Genomic DNA, 19,825 nt, shown 5'->3' with positions numbered 1-19,825 from the left:
GGGTAATCGACATGTTGAATGATACGACAACGAAGCAGTCCTTGGGGTATGCGGACGAGCTAAAACGACTGGCAAAGATGCGGGCAACCGGTGTAGAAGACGGGGTCACCAAGTGGATCAAGGAGCGAGATCCAGCCCACACTTACGAGCCATTGGTATGGGAAACGGTAGCCGAGATCGAAGAGAACCCGCAGTTGCCGACCGACCTATTCAGCCTGCGGCAAGGGACCGAAACGACCGGTCAGAAGGATTTGACCAGTGTTGACATGAAGATTGAGATGCAACAGATTGTGGCCATGAATCGGCGGGTCCGGGTCATTCGGATTGCGCGGATGGATCACCTAACTGCAGACAAAGCCTTGATTTATTTCCACGGTGGGGCCTACTATGGTGGGACGCCAGAAGATGTTTTACTGGCGCTGAAATACGTGGCGGAACAGGCGAACTGCGTGGTCTACAACGTGGATTACGCGTTGGCACCAGAACAACCTTATCCGGCCGGCATTCTCGATGGTTTGGCTGTAGTTGCCGCCATGACTAAGGACTACCACCATATTTCACTGGGCGGGGACTCCGCCGGGGGCTCGATTGCCTTAGGCGTTAGTCAACTCTGCAAGTCCATGGGCATCTGCACAATTGACTCACATCTGCTCTTCTACCCGACCGTGATTCAGGGCTCCGACCTGGGTGGGCAACTGTGGAATGATGATAGTATTGACATCGTTCCCGAACAGCGGGATGCTTTACACAGAAGCTACCAGTTGTTTGAGCAGCTCGATGAGATCATGAGTGGTTATTACGTGGCAGGTCAGCCATTGGATCTGACGGCACCACTGCTATCGCCGATCTTAGCTGATCCACAGACGTTCAAGAAGACCACGCTACTGGTGGGTGAGTACGACCCATTCCGCCTGCAAGGTGAAGCCTTCATCGATCAGGCTGGCCGGGCCAATGGTGATGCCAACTACCTGCGTTATGGCGGGATCAGCCACGCATTCCTGAACTTTACGGGGAACGTGCCGGCAGTCCAAGACGCTCTACGTTCCGCAGCAAAATTAATCTGAGTCTAGAATTTAATTGGGGGAGATTATTGTGGCTTTACGCGATTATCATTTAACTTTACGCGACGTTTCGGACCAGCAACCGGAATATTTAGAGACGGTATTTTCGCTGGGTAACGGGCACTTTGGCGTCCGGGCCAACGATCCTATCAGTGGAAATCCGATTGCGGGAACTTTAATCAACGGTTTTTATGAAACCGCCCCCATTACTTATGGGGAGGCAGGTATCGGCTACGCCAAACAACATCAGACGATTTTGAACCTGCCAGATCTGCGGCATATTCACGTGTCGACGAGTTCTGGACACCAATTCACCCATAGTAAGCGGACGGCCGCTGATCTCGACCTCGGGACTGGGGAGTTGATGGAGCACTATCAGATCAGTACCGACCAGGGTGAGACCATCATGATGGGTGTGAAGTCAGTAATCGGCCAGGAACAGACCAGCATGTGGAGTGCACAATATACCTTCACGGCGGGCAACTATGCCGGTGGGTTGCTGGTCAGTAAATCAATCGCAGTGCCTGCCGAAGCCGAAGCCATCATGTCGGCCGACCCCCGGAAGACTCGGATGGCGGGCCTGCCCATTTGTGAAACGGAATTCGTGACGCAGGACCTGCAACGCTACCACGTGAAGACCCGGTTGACGAAGCAGGCGGTGACCATGTATCTGGGGATCTTACTCCCTCATGGGCAACTGCTGCAACAGCCACTCGACTTGAGCGATGAGCAACCACACAGCCTGGAATACGCGGTGTACGTAGGAACGGTGGGCAAGCATAATACGATTGATCCCGCCGCCATGTTTATGGCGAGCTCACTAGCGTCGCTGACGGATGACAGTCGGACATTTTGGCAAGGCGTGTGGACCAGAAGTGAAGTGAGCGTCGGTGGCAACGATGAGTTGGATCTCGCGATTCACTATAATATCTTCCAATTGAATCAAGCGGCTGGGCGTGATGGCCGGACTAACATTTCCGCCAAGGGGTTGAGTGGTGCCGGATATGAGGGGCACTACTTCTGGGATACCGAGATGTATATGCTGCCATACTTCACCTACACCAATCAACAGATGGCCCGGCAGTTACTGGTCTATCGCTACCAAACGTTGCCAAAAGCACGGGACCGCGCACGGGCCTTGGGCGTTGACCAAGGGGCGCTGTTTGCTTGGCGGACAATCAACGGTGAAGAGGCCTCGGCCTACTTCCCAGCGGGCACGGCGCAGTACCATATCGACGCCGATATTGCCTATGCGGTCGGCAAGTACTTTGAAATCACACGGGACTTAGACTTCGTCATCCAGTGTGGGTTTGAAATGGTGCTGGAGACGGCACGCTTCTGGGAAAACTTCGGGTCCTGGCGACAAGTCGGGGATGACTGTCGCTTTGAATTCCACACGGTTACGGGTCCCGACGAATATACCGCGTTAGTCAACAATAATTACTACACCAACCGATTGGCAAAGCATAACTTTGAATTAGTCGTTGAATTGGCCCATCAGATGATGAAACGCTCGCCACAATTGTTATCGAAGTTTGGCATGAGCGAGACGGATTTGGATGTTTATCAAAACTTAGCTGATCACGTTTACCTGCCATATAGCGAGGAACTGGAAATTAACGAGCAGGACGACAGCTTCCTGGATAAGCCTCGCTGGCCAGCGGAGAAGTCCACACCGGATAATTTTCCACTGTTATTGCACTACCACCCACTGACCATCTATCGCTACCAGGTGGCCAAGCAGGCCGATACGCTGCTGGCGGACTACCTGTTCCCAGAGGACTTGTCGGCGGACCAACTGAAGCGCGAATACCGCTACTACGAAGGGGTGACGACCCACGATTCTTCATTGTCGCGGTCGATCTTCAGTATCTTAGCGGCACGGATGGGCGATTCTGAAAAGGCCTACCGGTACTTCATGGATACGGCGCGGATGGACCTGGTCAACCTGCAAAAGAACACTGCGGATGGCCTGCATTTGGCTAACCTTGGCGGAAGTTGGTTGGCACTGGTTGCCGGATTCTCCGGTTTCTACGTGCAGGACGAGGTCGTTCACTTCGCCAACCACTTGCCAACGGAATTGAGTCGGTTAACCTATCGGATGAAGATTGCCGAGAGTGTCTTGGAGATTGACCTGACGGCGGATAACCTGGATGTGACGGTTATCAGCGGGCCGATTCCAACTTACGGCGTCAGCGTTAACGGTGAACTGATTTCTTTAGTAAAGGTTAGCTAGCAAGAGCCGCTAGCTAACAATTGTGGGTAATGGGGTCGCCTGCGGCTGCCAGGATTCCGCCTGCTGTGGGGACCGGTGAAATCCTGTGAAGCGGTATTTCACCTCGACTTGAAGCCTCACTAAATCCGTGAGTCTTCAAGGTCGTCCCATGCCGTAAGTACGGGAAGAATCGAACGCCCGCACTAACGGCATTGTCACGGCTGGCTACACCCCCGGCTGCCTCCGGCTACGCTGACATTAGTTGGATTTGTAGAGGTTTAGCAGCTAGCAATTTCATCATTAAATAGAGAGTTTAAAAATGTCATCCAATTTTAGGATGACATTTTTTAGGTTTAATTATGATAGCTTTGGCATTAGAAAAGCCAACACAGTCCGATTGGCGCAACTTCGGTAAAGGTTCCACCAATCTTAGCCGGAGGCGGCCAGAATGTAGCTGGCCGAGCCGAAAGCCAGTTTTTCGGTTGCAGGCGGTCCCCACAGCAGGCGGAATTCTGGCAGCCGTAGTCAACTGAGTTGAGCCAATGGCCAATCACGCATATACTAAGCGCAGATAGAAATTCAGGAGGTTTTCAACATATGTCCCTTACCATTAATCCTGTGCAAGCCGCAGATCTAGATCAAATCATGATCATCGAGCACGCCGGATTTTCACCAGCCGAGGCGGCAACTTCTGTCAGTATGGCCGAACGAATCGCTTTGATTCCCGATACCTTTCTCGTTGCCAAGCAGGGGGCGACGGTCGTTGGCTACGTGGTCGGGCCAGCCTTTGATCAGCGCTATTTGACCGATGCACTCTTCGAAAAATCCACGCCCAATGCGGCTGGGGATGCGTACCAGACCGTGTTGAGTCTCGCCGTTAGTCCCGACCATCGCGGGTCCGGCATTGCCAGTCAGTTACTGACGGCACTCGCCACCGTGGCGCGTCAGCAACGCCGCCGGGCCATCACACTGACCTGCCTCAAACGATTGGTGCCATTCTATGAAGCTAACGGATACGTCAACGAGGGCGTTTCTGCTTCCACCCATGCTGGGGAAACTTGGTACAATCTGGTACTGCCACTAACTGATTAGCTTGAGGCCCATCACGGCAATTAGGATAACGCCGACCCAGATCAGCTTGCGCCAGTTCCGGGATTCGCCGAAGAAAAGCATCCCCGTCAGGACACCACCGGCCGCACCGATTCCCGTCCAGATGGCATAAGCCGTGCCCATCGGCAACGTCTGCAGGGCAAGGTCGAGAAAGCCAAAACTGAGACCATAGCCCACCACCATTGCCAGCCAAAGCGGCCAGGTGCGGCGTTGCAGCGCCCAGTTCATAAAGGTCACGCCGAGCATTTCACAGAGGCCCGCGATGATTAAAAAAATCCATGCCATGTCAGTGCTCCTCTCTAGCGGTAACTACCTGGAGCCCGCCAATGCCAATGAGTAGTAGGAAAATAAGAGCAACCTTGGCCGGACTGACCGGTTCTCCGAAAGCCAAGATTCCCGTGACCGTGGTGCCGAGCGTGCCCAATCCCACGAAGACTGCGTAGGCCGTGCCAGCCGGCAATACTTCACCAGCCTTGATCAGAAAGTAGAAACTCAGATAGACGGCGAGGGCGGTCAACCCCCATTCCCAGAGAGTGGCGGCGTGCTTGAAGCCCACGACCCAGCCAACCTCGAAGATCGCGCCGTAAACGATGCGTGACCAGTGTTTTAGCATGATTGTTCCTCCTAAATAGACGTGAAAAAAGCCTGAGAAATGTTGTCTTAACGACGACATCTCCCAGGCTTTTTCCCTTCCGTGTCTACGGGACCACCCGTAGGTTCCCTCTCGGACCAGGCCTGCACGTGCAGCGGAACCCTAGAGAACAGAATATATGATTGATTCGGTAGCAATAGCTTAGCACGGATGATGATTTGAGGCAACCGGTTGTATGAAAATAGTAGGTAAACCCTTTCACTGAGTGGCCGATTTGGTGATTAAGTGACCTATTTCACTAAAAAATGAAATTGATTACATTTGCGTCATTCTTCACTTTTTCGGTATTTTCTGAAAATTACCGGGCAAAAAAAGGCCTTAAAAGGGCTGATCGCGATGCTATACTGAAAACGATTTAAAAATGGCTGTACGGTCATTCATCACTTAGTAATTAGGCGCTGTGGGTCACGACCCCGCAGCCACACATGGAGGTAGCGACTATGCAACTCGGAAGTATTGAAGCTGGTGGAACAAAGTTTGTTTGTGCAATCGGTAACGAAGACTATCGCACGGACAACCGGGTGATTATTCCCACCACCACTCCAGAAGAAACGTTAAGTCAATGTATCGCTTACTTTAAACAGTACCCAGATTTAAAAGCTATCGGGATTTCTTCATTTGGTCCCATCGAACTCCGGCGTAACGCCCCCAAATATGGGTACGTGACGGACACACCTAAGGCCCACTGGTCCAATACCGACTTCTTAGGTCGGCTTAAGCAGGACTTGGACGTGCCAATGGCCTGGACGACTGATGTGAACGGGTCTGCTTACGGTGAGTATGTGGTTTCCACGCTGTTCAATGAAAAGATCAACTCACTGGTCTACTTCACGATTGGAACCGGCGTTGGTGCTGGAGCTATCGTGAACGGTAAGTTTGTCGGCTCGATGGGCCACCCCGAAATGGGTCACGTCCGCTTGAAGCGGCACCCTGATGACCTTGACTTCAAAGGCATCTGCCCATTCCATGGCGATTGCCTGGAAGGCTTGGTCAGTGGGCCAACGTTTGAAGCCCGGATCGGTAAGCACGGCCATGAAGTCCCGATGACCGATCACGTCTGGGATATCATGGCTTACTACGTGGCTCAGGCAGCCTTACAGGAAACGTTGATGTTACGTCCCGACAAGATCATCTTTGGCGGTGGCGTTGTTAGCGAAGCCTTCCTGGTTAAGGTTCGCGCCGAATTCACGAAGCTCCTCAACGGTTACGTTGATGTGGGCAACATTGAAGATTACATTGTGATGCCGTCCGTCAAGGAAAATGGCTCAGCTACGCTAGGCGACTTTGCCTTAGCACTCAAAGAATACAACAAATAAGAGAGGAAGAATTACCTTATGAAAGCCTTAGTCTTAACTGGAACGAAAAAAATGGAGATCCAAGATTTACCTACCCCAGAAGTAAAACCTAATGAAGTACTGGTCAACACCGCCTACGCTGGTATCTGTGGGACCGACCGCGCATTGTACGCTGGTCTTCCTGGTTCAGCCGATGCTGTACCACCAATCGTCTTAGGTCATGAAAACTCCGGTGTCGTTGCTGCTATCGGTAGCGAAGTTACCAACGTCAAGGTTGGCGACCGTGTGACCGTTGACCCTAACATCTACTGTGGCGAATGCGAATACTGCCGGACTGACCGTCCAGAACTGTGTGACAACTTGTCAGCCGTTGGGGTTACCCGCGATGGTGGCTTGGAAAAGTCATTCACTGCACCAGCATCCGTTGTTTACCCACTGCCTGACAGTGTTTCATTGAAGGCTGCTGCTACGACAGAACCAATCTCTTGCGCAGTCCACGGGGTGAAATTATTGGACTTAACGCCATATCAAAAGGCTTTGGTCATCGGTGATGGTTTCATGGGGCAATTATTTGTTCAATTATTACAAGCTTACGGTGTTCACCAAGTGGACTTTGCCGGCTTAAACGACAAGAAGTTAGCCTTCAACAAGGAAAAGTTTGGCGTTACCAACACTTACAACACGAAGCACGACAGCATTCCTGCCGACTACGACGTGGTTATCGAAGCCGTTGGTTTACCACAAACCCAAGAAGAAGCCGTTGAAGCAACCAAGAAGGGTGCGCAAGTCTTGATGTTTGGTGTTGGGAAGCCAGATCAAACCTTCTCCATGAACACTTATGAAGTTTACCAAAAGCAATTGAAGATCCAAGGGGCCTTCATCAACCCATACGCCTTCGAAGACGCTATTGCACTGTTAGCTAGCGGCCAATTGGATGTTGAATCCTTGATCAGCCACGAAGTTAGCTTGGAACAAGTTGAAGACGTTCTGAACGGCAAGGTTGCCGGTGTCAGCAAGGCTGTTGTTAAAGTCAGCGACTAGTAAAGGTAAGGGATAATTGTGAAAGTTGAAGCAGCAACTGATTTGAACGAAGGGGCTGAAACAATGGATGTCACCAGTAATGGGCGGACAATCTCGATGGGGAAAGCCATTGCCTACTTCGCATTATCACTAGTGATCAACTCGGCTGGGAACGTGCTAACGCTGGTTACTAGCGCCAAGATTCACCCGTCCTTCTTAGGGGCGGCCTATTGGTCAGCGGCCGAAGCCAACTTGGGGACCGCGTTTCACTGGAATCTATTCTGGGCGTTTCTGGTCATGGGTTTCTTGACGGCGGTGCTAAATGCCATCTTGATTCACCACTGGGATTGGAAACGAATTGCCGGAAACATGGTCTTCATGGTGCCATTCTCCGCGTTGATCCAAGTGTTTGAAGACTTCTTCACTGGAAAGTATCCGGGCTTGTTTGCCGGCCTACCGGAGGCACGCAGCATGGGGATGGTCATCCTTTATATTGGGCTGAACTTCTTAGGGGTCGCCTTCATTGCCGTTGCTATTTCCATCTATCAACGGGTCAACTTGGTACTCCATCCAGCCGATGACTTGATGCAGATTCTGCGGTTCCGCTACTTTAAGGGGAACGCCGCCAAAGCGATGTGGGCTTCCTACATTCCACCGACCATCATGGCCATCATTGCGGTAATCATCACCCATACATTTGTAAACTTTGGTCTGGGAACGGTCTTTGCCTTCCTGGCCCAAGGTGGGATTACGGGGATTGCCGACAAGACGATCTTCCCAAAGCTGAAACACCAAGCAGTTGACGTAGGTAAAATTGACGATTAAAGGAGCAAATTAACTTATGGCAGTACAAGATTTCATTACCGGCATCCAACATGTCGGGATTCCATCAAGTGATTTAGACAAGACGATTGCCTTTTACAAGTCCATCGGATTCGAACAAGCCGGGTTATTCCCTAACGGCGACAACCGGTGTGCCTTCATGCGATTAGGCAACCTGACGATTGAAACCTGGGAGGGCGATCCAACCAATCCCCAAGCCGGCGCCATCAATCATATTTCATTGAACACGACCAACATCGATCAAGCCTTCGCTGCCGCTAAGGAACAAGGGTTAGATCTGGTCAACGATGAAATCCAATCTATTCCAACGTTCTGGAGCAACGGGATTCGTTTCTTTAACATCCTCGGCCCGAACCACGAAACGATTGAATTTTGCCAGATTCTGGATTAATTAACATCCGGCTAGAGCATTTAAGAGAATTGCATTAGAGACAGAGAATCCTCGTCGATTGCGGCGAGGATTTTTTGCGTCATGACTGAGAAATGTCGCCTGCGGCTGCTAGGGTTCTGCCTGCTATGGGGACCGCCTTCAGCCAAAGACCGGGCTTCCGGCTCGGTTTGAAACCTCGCCAGGATCGTGCGAGTTTCCAAACACGCCCCACGCTGTAAGGCCGGGGAGAAGCAAGCGCCCGACCTAACACCGTCGTCACAGCTGGCGCCACCCTAGCCTCCTCCGGCTGAACTGATCTTCAGCCATGGCAGTAACTGGTCCTAGATGATTAATTACCTTCAACGATGTCGGCAAAAAACAAAGCCGCGAAAACGGTTTCATTGCCTATACGTGGCCTGCAAGCAAGTCCGTACTATTTTCTATTCACCATCGTTTATAGGAATGTGGCTCGAGATGTACGAAAAATGTAATCGATTACATCCGGGCCACAGCGTGCTGCATTTGGGCTTTCTGAAAATTTTAGGTTGGTGAAAGGGGCTTATTCAGGGTATTTCTGATGTTATACTGAAAGCGCTTTAAAGGTGAATGGGCTAGTGATTCATAGCCTATTAATTATGTGTCGTGGGTGATGACCCCCGACGAAAGATGGAGGCAATATTTATGCAACTAGGCAGTATTGAAGCTGGGGGAACGAAATTCGTGTGTGCCGTCGGTAATGAAGATTACCGGGTACTGGACAAGGTGCGGATTCCGACGACGACCCCTGAAGAAACGTTAAGTAAAACTATCGCCTACTTCAAGCAGTTCCCGGATGTTAAGGCCATCGCAATTTCGTCGTTTGGTCCTATTGAGCTCCGGCATAATTCACCGAAGTACGGGTACATTACAAATACGCCTAAGAAGGGTTGGGCCGATACGGACTTCGTGGGCCGGCTCAAACAAGACCTCGACATCCCCATGTTCTGGACGACCGATGTGAATGGCTCGGCTTATGGCGAATACATCATGTCGACGCTCTTCAATGAGAAAATTAACTCGTTGGTCTACTTCACCATTGGGACTGGCGTGGGAGCCGGGGCTATCGTCAACGGTAACTTCATTGGGAGTCTTGGCCATCCTGAAATGGGGCACGTCCGCTTGAAGCGCCACCCTGATGATTTGGATTTCCCAGGTATTTGCCCGTTTCATGGCGATTGCTTGGAAGGCTTGGTCAGTGGCCCAACCTTCGATGCGCGGCTGGGAAAACCTGGCAAGGACGTGCCGTTGACGGATCACGTCTGGGATATCCTCGCGTACTACGTGGCCCAAGCCGCCTTGCAGGAAACGCTGATGCTTCGGCCCGACAAGATTGTTTTCGGTGGCGGTGTCGTTAGCGAAGGCTTCTTGGTCAAGGTTCGCGCCGAATTTGCCAAATTATTAAATGATTACGTCGACGTTGGCAAACTCGAGGATTACATCGTGATGCCGGCGGTTAAAAATAATGGTTCTGCAACGTTGGGTGATTTTGCCCTCGCACTTAAAGAATACAAAAAATAGAAAGGGAGATTTCAATTATGAAAGCCTTAGTCTTAACTGGAACGAAACAAATGGAAATTCAAGATTTGAAGAAGCCAGAAGTTAAATCGAATGAGGTCTTGGTCAACACCGCTTACGCTGGTATTTGTGGGACCGACCGTGCGCTGTATGCGGGTCTTCCTGGCTCTGCCAATGCCGTGCCACCAATCGTCTTGGGACACGAAAACTCCGGGATTGTCGCCGCTGTTGGTAGCGACGTCACCAACGTCAAGGTTGGTGACCGAGTCACCGTTGACCCTAACATCTACTGTGGCCAGTGTAAGTATTGCCGGACGGATCGCCCAGAACTCTGTGATAATCTGTCAGCCGTCGGGGTTACCCGTGATGGTGGCCTGGAGGAATCCTTCACCGCACCAGCATCCGTTGTTTACCCGATTCCTGAAAGCGTTTCCTTAAAGGACGCCGCAACGACGGAACCACTGTCCTGTGCCGTTCACGGGATGAGCCTGATCGACGTTAAGCCTTATCAAAAGGCCTTAGTCATCGGTGATGGGTTCATGGGCCAGTTATTCGTTCAGTTATTGCAAGCTTACGGTGTTCACCAAGTAGACTTTGCCGGAATCATTGATGAAAAATTAGCCTTCAACAAGGAAAAATTTGGCGTTACCAACACTTACAACACCAAGCGTGACAGCATTCCTGCCGACTACGATGTTGTTATCGAAGCCGTTGGGTTACCACAGACGCAGGAACAAGCTGTTGCCGCTACCAGAAAGGGTGCCCAAGTCCTGATGTTTGGGGTCGGCAAGCCAGATCAAACCTTCTCCATGAACACGTACGAAGTTTACCAAAAGCAATTGAAGATCCAAGGGGCCTTCATCAACCCATACGCCTTTGAAGATGCCATTGCCTTAATGGCCAGTGGCGAAGTGGATGTCGATTCCCTGATCAGTCACGAAGTTAGTTTGGAACAAGTCGAAGATGTCCTTAACGGTAAAATCAAGGGTGTCAGCAAGGCAGTCGTCAAGGTTGGCAACAACCAGTAAAGGTAAGGGATAATTATGAGAGCTGAAGCAGTAAGTCAATTCAACGATGGCGCGCAGAGTCGTGACGTCGACAGTGGTCGAACCCTTTCGATGTCAAAGTCGTTAGCCTTCTTCGCCCTGTCGATCGTGATTAACTCGGCCGGGAACGTCCTCACGTTAGTCACCAGCGCCAAGATTCACCCGTCATTTTTGGGAGCGGCTTACTGGTCAGCTGCCGAGGCTAATCTAGGGGCGGCCTTTCACTGGAATCTCTTCTGGGCATTCCTGATCCTAGGGTTCCTGACCGCCGCGCTAAACGCCGTCTTGATTCATCATTGGGACTGGAAACGCATTGCTGGAAATATGGCCTTCATGGTGCCATTTTCCGCGTTGATTCAGGTCTTTGCGGACTTCTTCAACGGGAAAACTTCCATGTTTGCGGGACTCCCCGTTGCGCATAGTGCCGGGATGGTTGCCGGCTACATTGCCCTGAACTTCCTAGGGGTGGCATTGATCGCCATTGCCATCTCGATCTATCAGCGGGTCAACTTGGTTTTACATCCCGCCGATGATTTGATGCAGATTCTGCGGTTCCGTTACTTCAAGGGGAACGCGGCCAGAGCGATGTGGGCATCGTACATTCCGCCGACCATTATGGCCATCATTGCCTTGTTGATCACCCACTCATTCGTGAACTTTGGTCTGGGAACGGTCTTCGCCTTCCTTGCACAAGGCGGAATTACGGGGATTGCCGATCGGGTAATCTTCCCGAAGCTGAAGCACCAACAGGTCGATGTTGGTAAGTAGCGGTCACGGGAAACTTCAAAGGAGCGTTAGATATGTCAGTTAGTTCGTATATTACTGGGATTCAGCACGTGGGAATTCCGTCAATTGATTTGGATGCCACCATTGCTTTCTACAAGTCTCTGGGCTTCACGCAGGCCGGGCTCTTTCCTAACGGCGAGAACCGTTGTGCCTTCATGCGACTCGGAAATTTGACGATTGAAACCTGGGAAGGCGACCCGACTAATCCGACAGCCGGCGCCATCAATCACATTTCGTTGAACACGACGGATGTCGATCAGGCGTTTGCTGCAGCTAAGGAACAGGGCTTGACCCTCGTCAACGATGAAGTCCAGTCGATTCCATCGTTCTGGGATCATGGCATTCGGTTCTTTAACATTCTGGGTCCTAACCAGGAAACCATCGAGTTCTGCCAGATCTTAGATTAACGATAAATAAACTATAAAGTGTCGCCTGCGGCTGTCAGAAATTCCGTCTGCTGTGGGGACCGGCGAGAGCCTGTGAAGCGGTCTCTCGCCTCGACTTGACGCCTTACCAAATTACGGTAAGGCGCCAAGCTCGTCCCATGGTCTAACCTGGCTGAAAGACGCCAGCTAAAGCCATTGTCACGGCCGGCTACATTCCTGAAAGATAGTTGACTAATCATGAGAGTAGCATATTAGATGGTATACAGTTAATGATATAAGATTCCAAAATGGGGTTAACGACAGAAGTTAAGAAAAATGTTCGTTATACTCTAAAATTAGGCAATGAATGAAACGATTCATTTAGCTAATGCTCAGGTGAAAAATTAGCTAAGCCGGAGGGGGCCAGGGATGGCGCCAGCCGTGGCAACGGTGTTAGACCGGGCGATGGTTTTTCCCGGTCTTACAGCGTGGGACGTGTTTGGAAACTCGCCGGCTTTTGGAGAGGTTTCAAACCGAGCTGAAAGCCCGTTCTTTGGCTGCAGGCGGTCCCCACAGCGGCAGAATCCCTGGCAACCGTAGGCGACAATTTTTGACCTATAGCTTGGGTAAACACAATCAGTGACTAAGAAATCCTCGTCGATAACGGCGAGGATTTTTGCTTGGATTATTCAGAAATATAGTGATTGCTTGATGTCTTGAGTATACCTGAGTTTCAATCGGAAACCTAGCAGAGATGGGTGGTAACACACAATGGTTGTGGGAATGTGTGATCCGCTATAAGCCTGATTTGGCAAGGTTACCGGGCATTATCCGACCGCGGAATAATCTCAGCTGGTAGCCGGAATTCTTGCGTTGGGAGCTGATGGTCGGCTGCTCTGGCGAGAACTCGCTCAACGGCGATGCGGCCCAATTCAGAAATGGGTTGCTTGGCCGTGACGATGGGCTGGGGGAGAAAGTCAAACCAGTCGTTGTCATCGAAGGCGCCGAGCTGAAAGGCAGGGAGCTGAAGATCAGGAAGTTTGGTCAGTACGCCAGTCATGATGGTATTGTCCGCCGCAAAGAGCGCGTCACACTTCTGGTTGACCAGGAGTTGGCGGGTCATCTGGGGCACGTTACTGCCATCGGTTCGCGCTGTGGCTTCAATGGCAGGGTCGGTGGGTAGTCCGGCTTCTGCCAATGCCTGATGGTATCCCTGTAGTCGCTCTCTGGCAGTTGCGGAGACGGAACTGTTAATGATGCCGATGCGCTGAGCACCGCGGCTAATCAGGCAGTTAATGATGGCCTGGGTGCCCTGTGCGTTGTCCACGAGCACGCGGTCATACTGCGAGACGACATCGGCGGGGGGCATCCGATCCACGAAGACGGCGGGCGTGTTGCCCAGCATCTTCGGGTAGTCGGTGCTGTTACCAGCGCTGGTAATAATGAGACCATCGACCTGCTTCTCAAGCATCAGATTAATAGCTTTGGCTTCCTTATTGAGGTGTTCATCGGTGTTAACGATAAGGACATCGTAGCCGGCTTGACTAGCCGTGTCTTCAATGGCTCGGCTGAGCTGTGTGAAGAAACCATTTAGAATATCGGGGATGATCATTCCCAACGTGTGGCTCTTTTGGACCCGAATACTACGGGCAAGGCCGTTGGGCCGATAGCCGAGGTTACGGGCAATATTTTGGATTTTTTGGCGGGTATCGCGTTTGACCTGAGGGCTATCATTGAGTGCCCGCGAAACGGTGGCTTCCGATACCCCGGCCTGTTTGGCGACGTCTTTGATTGTGATATTAGTTGACATACAGTTCACTTCTTTATTATTAATAATTGTATTATCAAAGCACAAAAACGATAATTAGACAGCCGCGAGATCAGTCACCCTATTGATGGCTGTCATTATCAAGTATTTTATAGTTTATCGTAGCGGTTTCATGGGGGTGTCGTCAACTATTTCTGCTTATTGGACAAAAATCTCGAAAAAAAGGGTTGCATTTACCTAGGGTAAGATGATAGAATTATTCTCTGTTGGGGTAAGTAATTTATCCAATTCATTGGGCTATAGCCAAGTGGTAAGGCAACAGGTTTTGATCCTGTCATGCGCTGGTTCGAATCCAGCTAGCCCAATCAGAGGTTTACAGGAGTTTCGTCGATTAAGTTCGACGGAACTTTTTTGTTTTTTACAGAAACTTGTAAGCGCAATCATCTTAGCATAGAATGGAAATTAATCGAAATGAACAGATAGGAGCGATTTCCTTATGAAAAAAATAATTATGGACTGTGACCCCGGTCACGACGACGCGTTAGCCATGATGCTGGCGCTGGCAAGCCCCGAGATTGATCTGTTGGCGGTAACTGCCTCTGCCGGCAACCAGACGCCGGAGAAGACCTTAAACAACGCTATGCGGCTATTGACGCTGATGCACCATCAGGAGATTCCCGTTGCTGGTGGTAATCGGACACCGTTGATGCAGCCACTGGAAACGGCCGGGAACGTCCATGGCAAGTCTGGGTTGGATGGGGCTGATCTGCCCGATCCCGACTTTGCCGTGCAGGATATGACCGCTATCGAACTGATTGCCAAGACCTTGCGGGAGAGTAGTGATTCCGTGACACTGGTGGTGACGGGGCCGATGACTAACATTGCCCTATTCCTACGGGTCTATCCGGAACTCAAGCAAAAGATCGAACGGATTGTCTTCATGGGTGGTGCGATGGGTCTTGGCAACTGGACACCTTCCGTTGAATTCAATATCTACGTCGACCCCGAGGCGGCCAAAATTGTCCTTAATGCTGGGATTCCGCTAACTATGGCACCGTTGAACGTGACGCATAAGGCCCAGATCCTCAAACCTGAAATTGCCGCCATTGGGGAGATCAATAATCCCGTGGCTCATGCCTTTCAGGGCCTGCTGAACTTCTTTGAGGTCTACCATGAGAATCCTAAATGGGGATTCAAGGGGGCACCGCTCCACGATCCGTGCACGATTGCTTGGCTCCTTCATCCAGAAATGTTTAAGAGTGAGCTGATGAACGTGGATGTTGAAACGCAGGGCGAACTGGTTCGTGGCGAAACGGTTTGTGATTACTACGAATTGACCGGCAAGCCAAAGAATACGGACGTGCTGTTGGATATTGACCGTCCGGCCTTTATTCAGCTGATCACGGATTCTTTAAAGACTTTTAAATAACGCGTTAAAGTAAGCCACAGCAACAACCGAGCGGAGTGTTGCTGTGGCTTTTTGTGGGTCTTAATCAAAAATCAAATAATTTCAGCTACACTATTTGAACGCAGAAAGTTCAGAGAGGTGAGTTGAATTGAGACAAATAACATTTCCCGCCCACGAACAATTGCTGTTCGGCTGTGGCTTAACCATGGTTGCGGGGGCGCTAGACGCCTATTCCTATCTGGAACACGGCGCCGTTTTTGCTGGTCTCCAGACGGGGAACCTGATTCTATTGGGTATTAGCCTGGGGCACTTCCAACTGGCCGTAGTGGGCCGCTACCTGACATCACTCCTCGCATTCGTTGTGGGAACGGTCATTGTGCGGATGCTTCAGCATTTTCTAGAAAAATCTCGTGTGAGTTCCCAAATGAGCGTGTTGAGTTATATGCTGGTATTATTAATGATTGTACTATTATTAAATAATCATCTGCCGAGTATGGTGCTAGCGGCATTATTATCATTAGCGGCCGCGGCGGAACTGCAGGAATTTCGGCAAATCAAGGGAGCACCGTTTACGCCGCTCATGATGACCGGCAATGTGCGGAATATTTCGGAGTCTCTGTACGATGGATTGCGCTATCGCAATCGTGATGCTCGTGCCAAGGCGTTGGATACCGGTGCCCTCATGGTGAGCTTCATCGGTGGCGCATTGCTGGTAGCCGCCTTCACATCGTTTATGGCGGCTTACGCGGTGCTCTTGCCGGCAGTGCTGGTTGTTGCGCTACTAGTTTGGCTGTACCAGCAGAACCGCCGCCGATGGAAACATTAATTGGGAATAAAGGCGCTTCGCCTTGTGGCTGCCAAGGATTCCGGTTGCTATGGGGACCGTCTCCAGCCGAAGTACGGGCTTACGACTCGGTTTGAAACCTCGCCAAATTCAGGCAAGCTTCCAAACATTGCCGACACAGCTACCTGTATCCCTGGCCTCCTCCGGCTTAAATTGATGTCACCATCATCGTCGTTTCTTAACAATGTAAAAATGCGATTCCATTAGGGAACCGCATTTTTTAATATAACTATCGTTGAAGCAAAGTACTTGTCCCATTCAGCCAGTTTCAAGTTAAAATGCAAGACTGCTTTTTCACAACCGCCGGCATCACTAGCAGCACGAGACGGTATTCTAACCCTTACTTTGTTGCATCGAAAGCGTAAGCGCTGTTGTAGAATTGCACGCGGTAAGCCCGATAAGCGTAAGCCTTGGATGAGGCGTTCTTCATTGTGGCATTGAAGACCTGTTCACCACTCTTCGTGACTTCGATGATATTACTCTGTTGGCCACCGGCCTTGTAACCGAAGTCAATCAGGACGTTGCCATTATTTTCCTTTTCGGCGTAGCCAATCACACTGGTAAAGTTGGTCTTACCCAACGTCTTGCCGTAGGACCAGGTCGAGGTGATGGTCATCTTCTTGGCGTTGACGTGGTACTGAACGGCTTGCGAGTACTTGCCAGAAGTACGCTTGTTTCCGTTCGTCACGTTAATGTTGTTGTCGTACAACATGAAGTTTTCGCTGTTGGCCGAGTTCTTGCCACCATTATTCAGGAGGTATAACCCGTGTTGGCCACCAGTCGTAATCGTCCCTTTGGTGGGAGTCAGAACGTACTTCCGGTAAGCCTTAGGCCAACTGGACTTCTTCTTGCCACTGTACAGCCATTTAATATGGCCCGTCTTGTAATCGAGCTTCATGATTAAATCTTGATTCCGACTGGAGAGCACGATGGATTTGTCATTCTTATTGTAGTCGACGGCGTTGTTATGCAACCAGTCGATCTTGCCATCGGAACCCTTCTTGTAGTTGGCCCACATGGACTTCGGCAGAATCTTTTTCAAGTCGATGACCTTAACGATCTTCCCGGTCTTGTGGGAAACCTCAATCAAGGTGTCTTCCTTATACTTCGATCCATCGGAAACGGTGGCTAAAAAGTTGTGGTTGGGCAGCTCGACCAAGTCATGGTGGATGACGGTCGTTTCGACGCCGCCATCGGTACTACTGGTCTTGTTGGCAAAGCCGTATTCCTTGTAAACTCTCCCGAGATAGTCGGTTTCAATCAAGTCGTTATAAACGTCGGAGTTCTGATTCTTCTTGGAAAGAATCATGATGTGGCCGTTAGACCACTGTTCGATGGTGTGTTGGGAATAGTTGGTATCGTACCACCGCACAGCGCCGTCCGCGTCGATGGCGAAGGGCTGCTTGGTCGTCCGGTTGATGACGGTCAGCTTATTCTTGCCAATAGCCATCTTGGTTTTGTCGACATTCTTAGTGGTAATCGTCGCATTCTTAATATATTTAGGGAGCGCACTGGTTTTTAGTTTTAACGTCTTGGTCTGGATTTTCCCAGCCTTTGTCGTGGCGGTGATCTTCACGGTATTGGTGGTGTCCGCGTAAAGGCCAACTACTGGAACCTGATGGCTGGTAGTGTAGCCACCCTTGACCGTGTTGGTGATCGACGTCTTGTCGGTCTTACCGACGACGGTGTAGGTGACTTTCACAGCGTTGCTAGTCTTAAACGTGACCAGGGCGGACAGCGGCGAAGTACCATATGGATTGACCTTCACGTAGGGACTGGCCAACGTGTATTTAGAACTCTCCGCGGCGGCCTTGTATTTAGCAGTTGCGGTTTTTTGCGAGTCTTGGCGGGTAGTGATGATCTTCGTATCCAGATTCTTCTTGATCTGCGAATCACTCAACGCAACCTGGTTGTTCTTGATGGCGTAGTTTGATCTACTCTTAGTCGCTGAGCAGCCGGCGATGCCAACTATCAGAATGACTAGGAATGTGGCTGCAAAGGCAGTTAGTCGGGGGTATTTAAAGTGCAAGTGAAACATCTCCTTCGTAAAATATGCAAAAAAGGGGCCACTGATCCGTAAGATCAGTTCGCCCCTTATATGTAACACATCTAATATATCACTGGTATAAAACAGGCATATTACCAAAGATTGAGACTTCAGGGAAGAAAATGTGATCATCTTGTGAATTCAAACTGTTGGTTTAGACGGAAATCACGATAATTGCCTGGAATAGCAGGGGCGTGTGACGATGGACAACAGTGAACTTTGTGAACGGAATTTCACTAGCCAGTAGCAATCTGACTATGGCCTTGGTTACGGTATAATGGAGAATAATAACCCGGGAAATACGACGATTTTGAAATATTCCCCGGGAAATAAACGGTTAATTCTAAAATGAGACGTTTGGCCCTTGCACGTTACGCCACGTCATCGGGTATACCTAAGGTAGGAGGTGAAAGCCATGTCTAAATTTACAACGGGTGAACTGGCCAAGCAGGCTCACGTGTCGGTGCGAACCTTGCAATATTACGACAAACGTGGGCTCCTGCGACCAACCGAAATCAGTGAAGGGGGTCGGCGTCTGTATACCGCGGCGGATCTGCAACGATTAAAGCTGATTCTTTTGCTTAAGGGAATGGACCTGTCCTTGGCGGCTATTCAGGAAATCATAGACAGTGACCAGGCATCTCGCGTGTTAGGACTCGTGTTGGATCAGCAGGAACAACGATTGCGAGACGAACAAGCAGCAAATGCCGAGAAGCTAAAGACGGTCATGCAGGTACGTGCCGGACTCGCTGACTTTGCCACGGTGCCCATCAAATCGATTGAAGACATGGACTTAATTATGGCAAACAAGAAGGGATTACGTCGGATTCACGTGAACATGGTAGTTAGTGGATTGGTGATGGATGCGATTGAAGTAGCTGCTCTGGTTTACAGCATTGTCGTCGGTAACTGGTGGATCTTTGGGGCAGCGATGGTGATAGCTGTGATTTTCGCGGCACTGACCGTCCGTCATTACTTCAGGGCGGTCGATTATATCTGTCCGGCCTGTTCCAGCCAGTTCCGGCCGCAGTTTAAGGAGGCCTTCTGGTCGGGGCATACACCCAAGACGCGGAAGCTGACCTGTCCAGTTTGCGGGAAGACTAATTATTGTGTGGAGGTACTGGGGCGGATGAAGCAGCAGTAAGTTCACAATAATTTAGGTTAGTGAAATGAAATATCCTGGTCAGCGGGGAAACTGGCCAGGATATTTCGCATTTAGAGGAGGAGTGGTGCTTTCAAAACAAAGGGGGAGGAGAATCTGAATTGTTTGTGTTTGGTGAGGGGAGTACCAAACTGATGGCCAATGCCATTCAACAGAGCTTAGTTTACAAGTAATCCTCAGGAGAAACTACGGTGCTACGATAAGTGTTAGGTAAGAAATTCTTAGATTGGTAAAAGAGTGCGGAACAAGGCGGTTAGGTCCTGAGCATTAACGTCAATA

At 50.4% G+C, this 19,825-nt stretch carries 18 protein-coding genes, 1 tRNA gene and 1 riboswitch; of the genes, 15 read left to right on the top strand and 4 right to left on the bottom strand.

Translation table 11 applies throughout. The annotated features are described in order from the left end of the window. Nucleotides 1–11: 11 nt before the first annotated feature. The 3 genes from EKM73_RS01370 to EKM73_RS01360 all read left to right on the top strand — a co-directional run bounded on the left by EKM73_RS01370 (nucleotide 12) and on the right by EKM73_RS01360 (nucleotide 4,368). Nucleotides 12–1,064, top strand: a complete 1,053-nt coding sequence (locus tag EKM73_RS01370; RefSeq protein WP_125700200.1) for an alpha/beta hydrolase fold domain-containing protein — start codon at nucleotides 12–14, stop codon at nucleotides 1,062–1,064. Between the two features lie 28 nt (nucleotides 1,065–1,092). After that, entirely contained in the window at nucleotides 1,093–3,297 is a 2,205-nt protein-coding gene (locus EKM73_RS01365) for a glycoside hydrolase family 65 protein (protein ID WP_125700199.1), read from the top strand. A gap of 576 nt (nucleotides 3,298–3,873) precedes the next feature. Next, the gene (locus EKM73_RS01360) at nucleotides 3,874–4,368 is read left to right on the top strand and encodes a GNAT family N-acetyltransferase (protein ID WP_125700198.1); all 495 of its coding nucleotides are present in this window, start codon (nucleotides 3,874–3,876) and stop codon (nucleotides 4,366–4,368) included. On the opposite strand, the gene EKM73_RS01355 is transcribed toward EKM73_RS01360, so the two are convergent. Next, complete coding sequence (locus tag EKM73_RS01355; RefSeq protein WP_125700197.1) at nucleotides 4,357–4,671, bottom strand: DMT family transporter; 315 nt, start codon at nucleotides 4,669–4,671, stop codon at nucleotides 4,357–4,359. The genes EKM73_RS01360 and EKM73_RS01355 overlap by 12 nt on opposite strands. 1 nt (nucleotide 4,672) lies before the next feature. Next, entirely contained in the window at nucleotides 4,673–4,999 is a 327-nt protein-coding gene (locus tag EKM73_RS01350; RefSeq protein WP_125700196.1) for a DMT family transporter, read from the bottom strand. A 58-nt stretch (nucleotides 5,000–5,057) separates the two neighbouring features. Then, nucleotides 5,058–5,155, bottom strand: a riboswitch (guanidine-I (ykkC/yxkD leader). Between the two features lie 323 nt (nucleotides 5,156–5,478). Between EKM73_RS01350 and scrK (EKM73_RS01345) the strand changes: the two genes are divergently transcribed. From scrK (EKM73_RS01345) to EKM73_RS01305, 8 genes are all read left to right on the top strand, one after another. Next, nucleotides 5,479–6,354 (top strand): fructokinase ScrK, encoded by an 876-nt coding sequence (gene scrK, locus EKM73_RS01345; protein WP_020089978.1) that lies wholly within the window; start codon nucleotides 5,479–5,481, stop codon nucleotides 6,352–6,354. Between the two features lie 18 nt (nucleotides 6,355–6,372). Further along, the gene (locus EKM73_RS01340) at nucleotides 6,373–7,374 is read left to right on the top strand and encodes a zinc-dependent alcohol dehydrogenase family protein (protein ID WP_125700195.1); all 1,002 of its coding nucleotides are present in this window, start codon (nucleotides 6,373–6,375) and stop codon (nucleotides 7,372–7,374) included. Nucleotides 7,375–7,437: 63 nt separating this feature from the next. After that, nucleotides 7,438–8,178, top strand: coding sequence for a fructose permease (locus EKM73_RS01335; RefSeq protein ID WP_125700344.1), 741 nt, complete (start codon nucleotides 7,438–7,440; stop codon nucleotides 8,176–8,178). Between the two features lie 16 nt (nucleotides 8,179–8,194). Next, nucleotides 8,195–8,587 carry a VOC family protein gene (locus EKM73_RS01330; protein WP_125700194.1) on the top strand — a complete coding sequence of 131 codons (393 nt, stop codon included), beginning with the start codon at nucleotides 8,195–8,197 and terminating at the stop codon, nucleotides 8,585–8,587. Between the two features lie 660 nt (nucleotides 8,588–9,247). After that, nucleotides 9,248–10,123, top strand: a complete 876-nt coding sequence (gene scrK, locus EKM73_RS01320) for a fructokinase ScrK (protein WP_125700192.1) — start codon at nucleotides 9,248–9,250, stop codon at nucleotides 10,121–10,123. A 17-nt stretch (nucleotides 10,124–10,140) separates the two neighbouring features. After that, nucleotides 10,141–11,148: a zinc-dependent alcohol dehydrogenase family protein gene (locus EKM73_RS01315; RefSeq protein WP_125700191.1), complete on the top strand. Its 1,008-nt coding sequence runs from the start codon at nucleotides 10,141–10,143 to the stop codon at nucleotides 11,146–11,148. A gap of 15 nt (nucleotides 11,149–11,163) precedes the next feature. Beyond that, nucleotides 11,164–11,934: a fructose permease gene (locus tag EKM73_RS01310; RefSeq protein ID WP_125700190.1), complete on the top strand. Its 771-nt coding sequence runs from the start codon at nucleotides 11,164–11,166 to the stop codon at nucleotides 11,932–11,934. A gap of 32 nt (nucleotides 11,935–11,966) precedes the next feature. Then, nucleotides 11,967–12,359 (top strand): VOC family protein, encoded by a 393-nt coding sequence (locus tag EKM73_RS01305; protein WP_125700189.1) that lies wholly within the window; start codon nucleotides 11,967–11,969, stop codon nucleotides 12,357–12,359. 775 nt (nucleotides 12,360–13,134) lie between these two features. Here the strand turns inward: EKM73_RS01305 and EKM73_RS01300 are convergent. Next, nucleotides 13,135–14,127 (bottom strand): LacI family DNA-binding transcriptional regulator, encoded by a 993-nt coding sequence (locus tag EKM73_RS01300; RefSeq protein ID WP_125700188.1) that lies wholly within the window; start codon nucleotides 14,125–14,127, stop codon nucleotides 13,135–13,137. A gap of 251 nt (nucleotides 14,128–14,378) precedes the next feature. Between EKM73_RS01300 and EKM73_RS01295 the strand changes: the two genes are divergently transcribed. The 3 genes from EKM73_RS01295 (at nucleotide 14,379) to EKM73_RS01285 (ending at nucleotide 16,319) form a co-directional block, all read left to right on the top strand. Further along, nucleotides 14,379–14,450, top strand: a tRNA-Gln gene (locus EKM73_RS01295). A 131-nt stretch (nucleotides 14,451–14,581) separates the two neighbouring features. Continuing rightward, nucleotides 14,582–15,514: a pyrimidine-specific ribonucleoside hydrolase RihA gene (gene rihA, locus EKM73_RS01290; protein WP_125700187.1), complete on the top strand. Its 933-nt coding sequence runs from the start codon at nucleotides 14,582–14,584 to the stop codon at nucleotides 15,512–15,514. A gap of 127 nt (nucleotides 15,515–15,641) precedes the next feature. Continuing rightward, a complete protein-coding gene (locus EKM73_RS01285; RefSeq protein WP_125700186.1) occupies nucleotides 15,642–16,319 on the top strand; it encodes a YoaK family protein in 678 nt (225 codons plus the stop codon). A gap of 358 nt (nucleotides 16,320–16,677) precedes the next feature. Here the strand turns inward: EKM73_RS01285 and EKM73_RS01280 are convergent, their stop codons facing one another. After that, nucleotides 16,678–18,366 carry an aryl-sulfate sulfotransferase gene (locus tag EKM73_RS01280; RefSeq protein WP_382386986.1) on the bottom strand — a complete coding sequence of 563 codons (1,689 nt, stop codon included), beginning with the start codon at nucleotides 18,364–18,366 and terminating at the stop codon, nucleotides 16,678–16,680. A 433-nt stretch (nucleotides 18,367–18,799) separates the two neighbouring features. Between EKM73_RS01280 and EKM73_RS01275 the strand changes: the two genes are divergently transcribed. Continuing rightward, nucleotides 18,800–19,528, top strand: coding sequence for a MerR family transcriptional regulator (locus tag EKM73_RS01275; protein ID WP_125700185.1), 729 nt, complete (start codon nucleotides 18,800–18,802; stop codon nucleotides 19,526–19,528). The last annotated feature ends 297 nt before the right edge of the window (nucleotides 19,529–19,825 follow it).

The organism is Levilactobacillus fuyuanensis, assembly GCF_003946395.1.
Lineage (GTDB): Bacteria > Bacillota > Bacilli > Lactobacillales > Lactobacillaceae > Levilactobacillus > Levilactobacillus fuyuanensis.
This window is presented reverse-complemented; position numbering and strand designations above follow the sequence as displayed.

Excerpts from the sequence above, each read along its gene's own strand:
- EKM73_RS01370 (WP_125700200.1), top strand. The coding sequence starts at position 12 with ATGTTGAATGATACGACAACGAAGCAGTCCTTGGGGTATGCGGACGAG.
- EKM73_RS01360 (WP_125700198.1), top strand. The coding sequence starts at position 3,874 with ATGTCCCTTACCATTAATCCTGTGCAAGCCGCAGATCTAGATCAAATC.
- EKM73_RS01355 (WP_125700197.1), bottom strand. The coding sequence starts at position 4,671 with ATGGCATGGATTTTTTTAATCATCGCGGGCCTCTGTGAAATGCTCGGC.
- EKM73_RS01350 (WP_125700196.1), bottom strand. The coding sequence starts at position 4,999 with ATGCTAAAACACTGGTCACGCATCGTTTACGGCGCGATCTTCGAGGTT.
- scrK (WP_020089978.1), top strand. The coding sequence starts at position 5,479 with ATGCAACTCGGAAGTATTGAAGCTGGTGGAACAAAGTTTGTTTGTGCA.
- EKM73_RS01340 (WP_125700195.1), top strand. The coding sequence starts at position 6,373 with ATGAAAGCCTTAGTCTTAACTGGAACGAAAAAAATGGAGATCCAAGAT.
- EKM73_RS01335 (WP_125700344.1), top strand. The coding sequence starts at position 7,438 with ATGGATGTCACCAGTAATGGGCGGACAATCTCGATGGGGAAAGCCATT.
- EKM73_RS01330 (WP_125700194.1), top strand. The coding sequence starts at position 8,195 with ATGGCAGTACAAGATTTCATTACCGGCATCCAACATGTCGGGATTCCA.
- scrK (WP_125700192.1), top strand. The coding sequence starts at position 9,248 with ATGCAACTAGGCAGTATTGAAGCTGGGGGAACGAAATTCGTGTGTGCC.
- EKM73_RS01315 (WP_125700191.1), top strand. The coding sequence starts at position 10,141 with ATGAAAGCCTTAGTCTTAACTGGAACGAAACAAATGGAAATTCAAGAT.
- EKM73_RS01310 (WP_125700190.1), top strand. The coding sequence starts at position 11,164 with ATGAGAGCTGAAGCAGTAAGTCAATTCAACGATGGCGCGCAGAGTCGT.
- EKM73_RS01305 (WP_125700189.1), top strand. The coding sequence starts at position 11,967 with ATGTCAGTTAGTTCGTATATTACTGGGATTCAGCACGTGGGAATTCCG.
- EKM73_RS01300 (WP_125700188.1), bottom strand. The coding sequence starts at position 14,127 with ATGTCAACTAATATCACAATCAAAGACGTCGCCAAACAGGCCGGGGTA.
- rihA (WP_125700187.1), top strand. The coding sequence starts at position 14,582 with ATGAAAAAAATAATTATGGACTGTGACCCCGGTCACGACGACGCGTTA.
- EKM73_RS01275 (WP_125700185.1), top strand. The coding sequence starts at position 18,800 with ATGTCTAAATTTACAACGGGTGAACTGGCCAAGCAGGCTCACGTGTCG.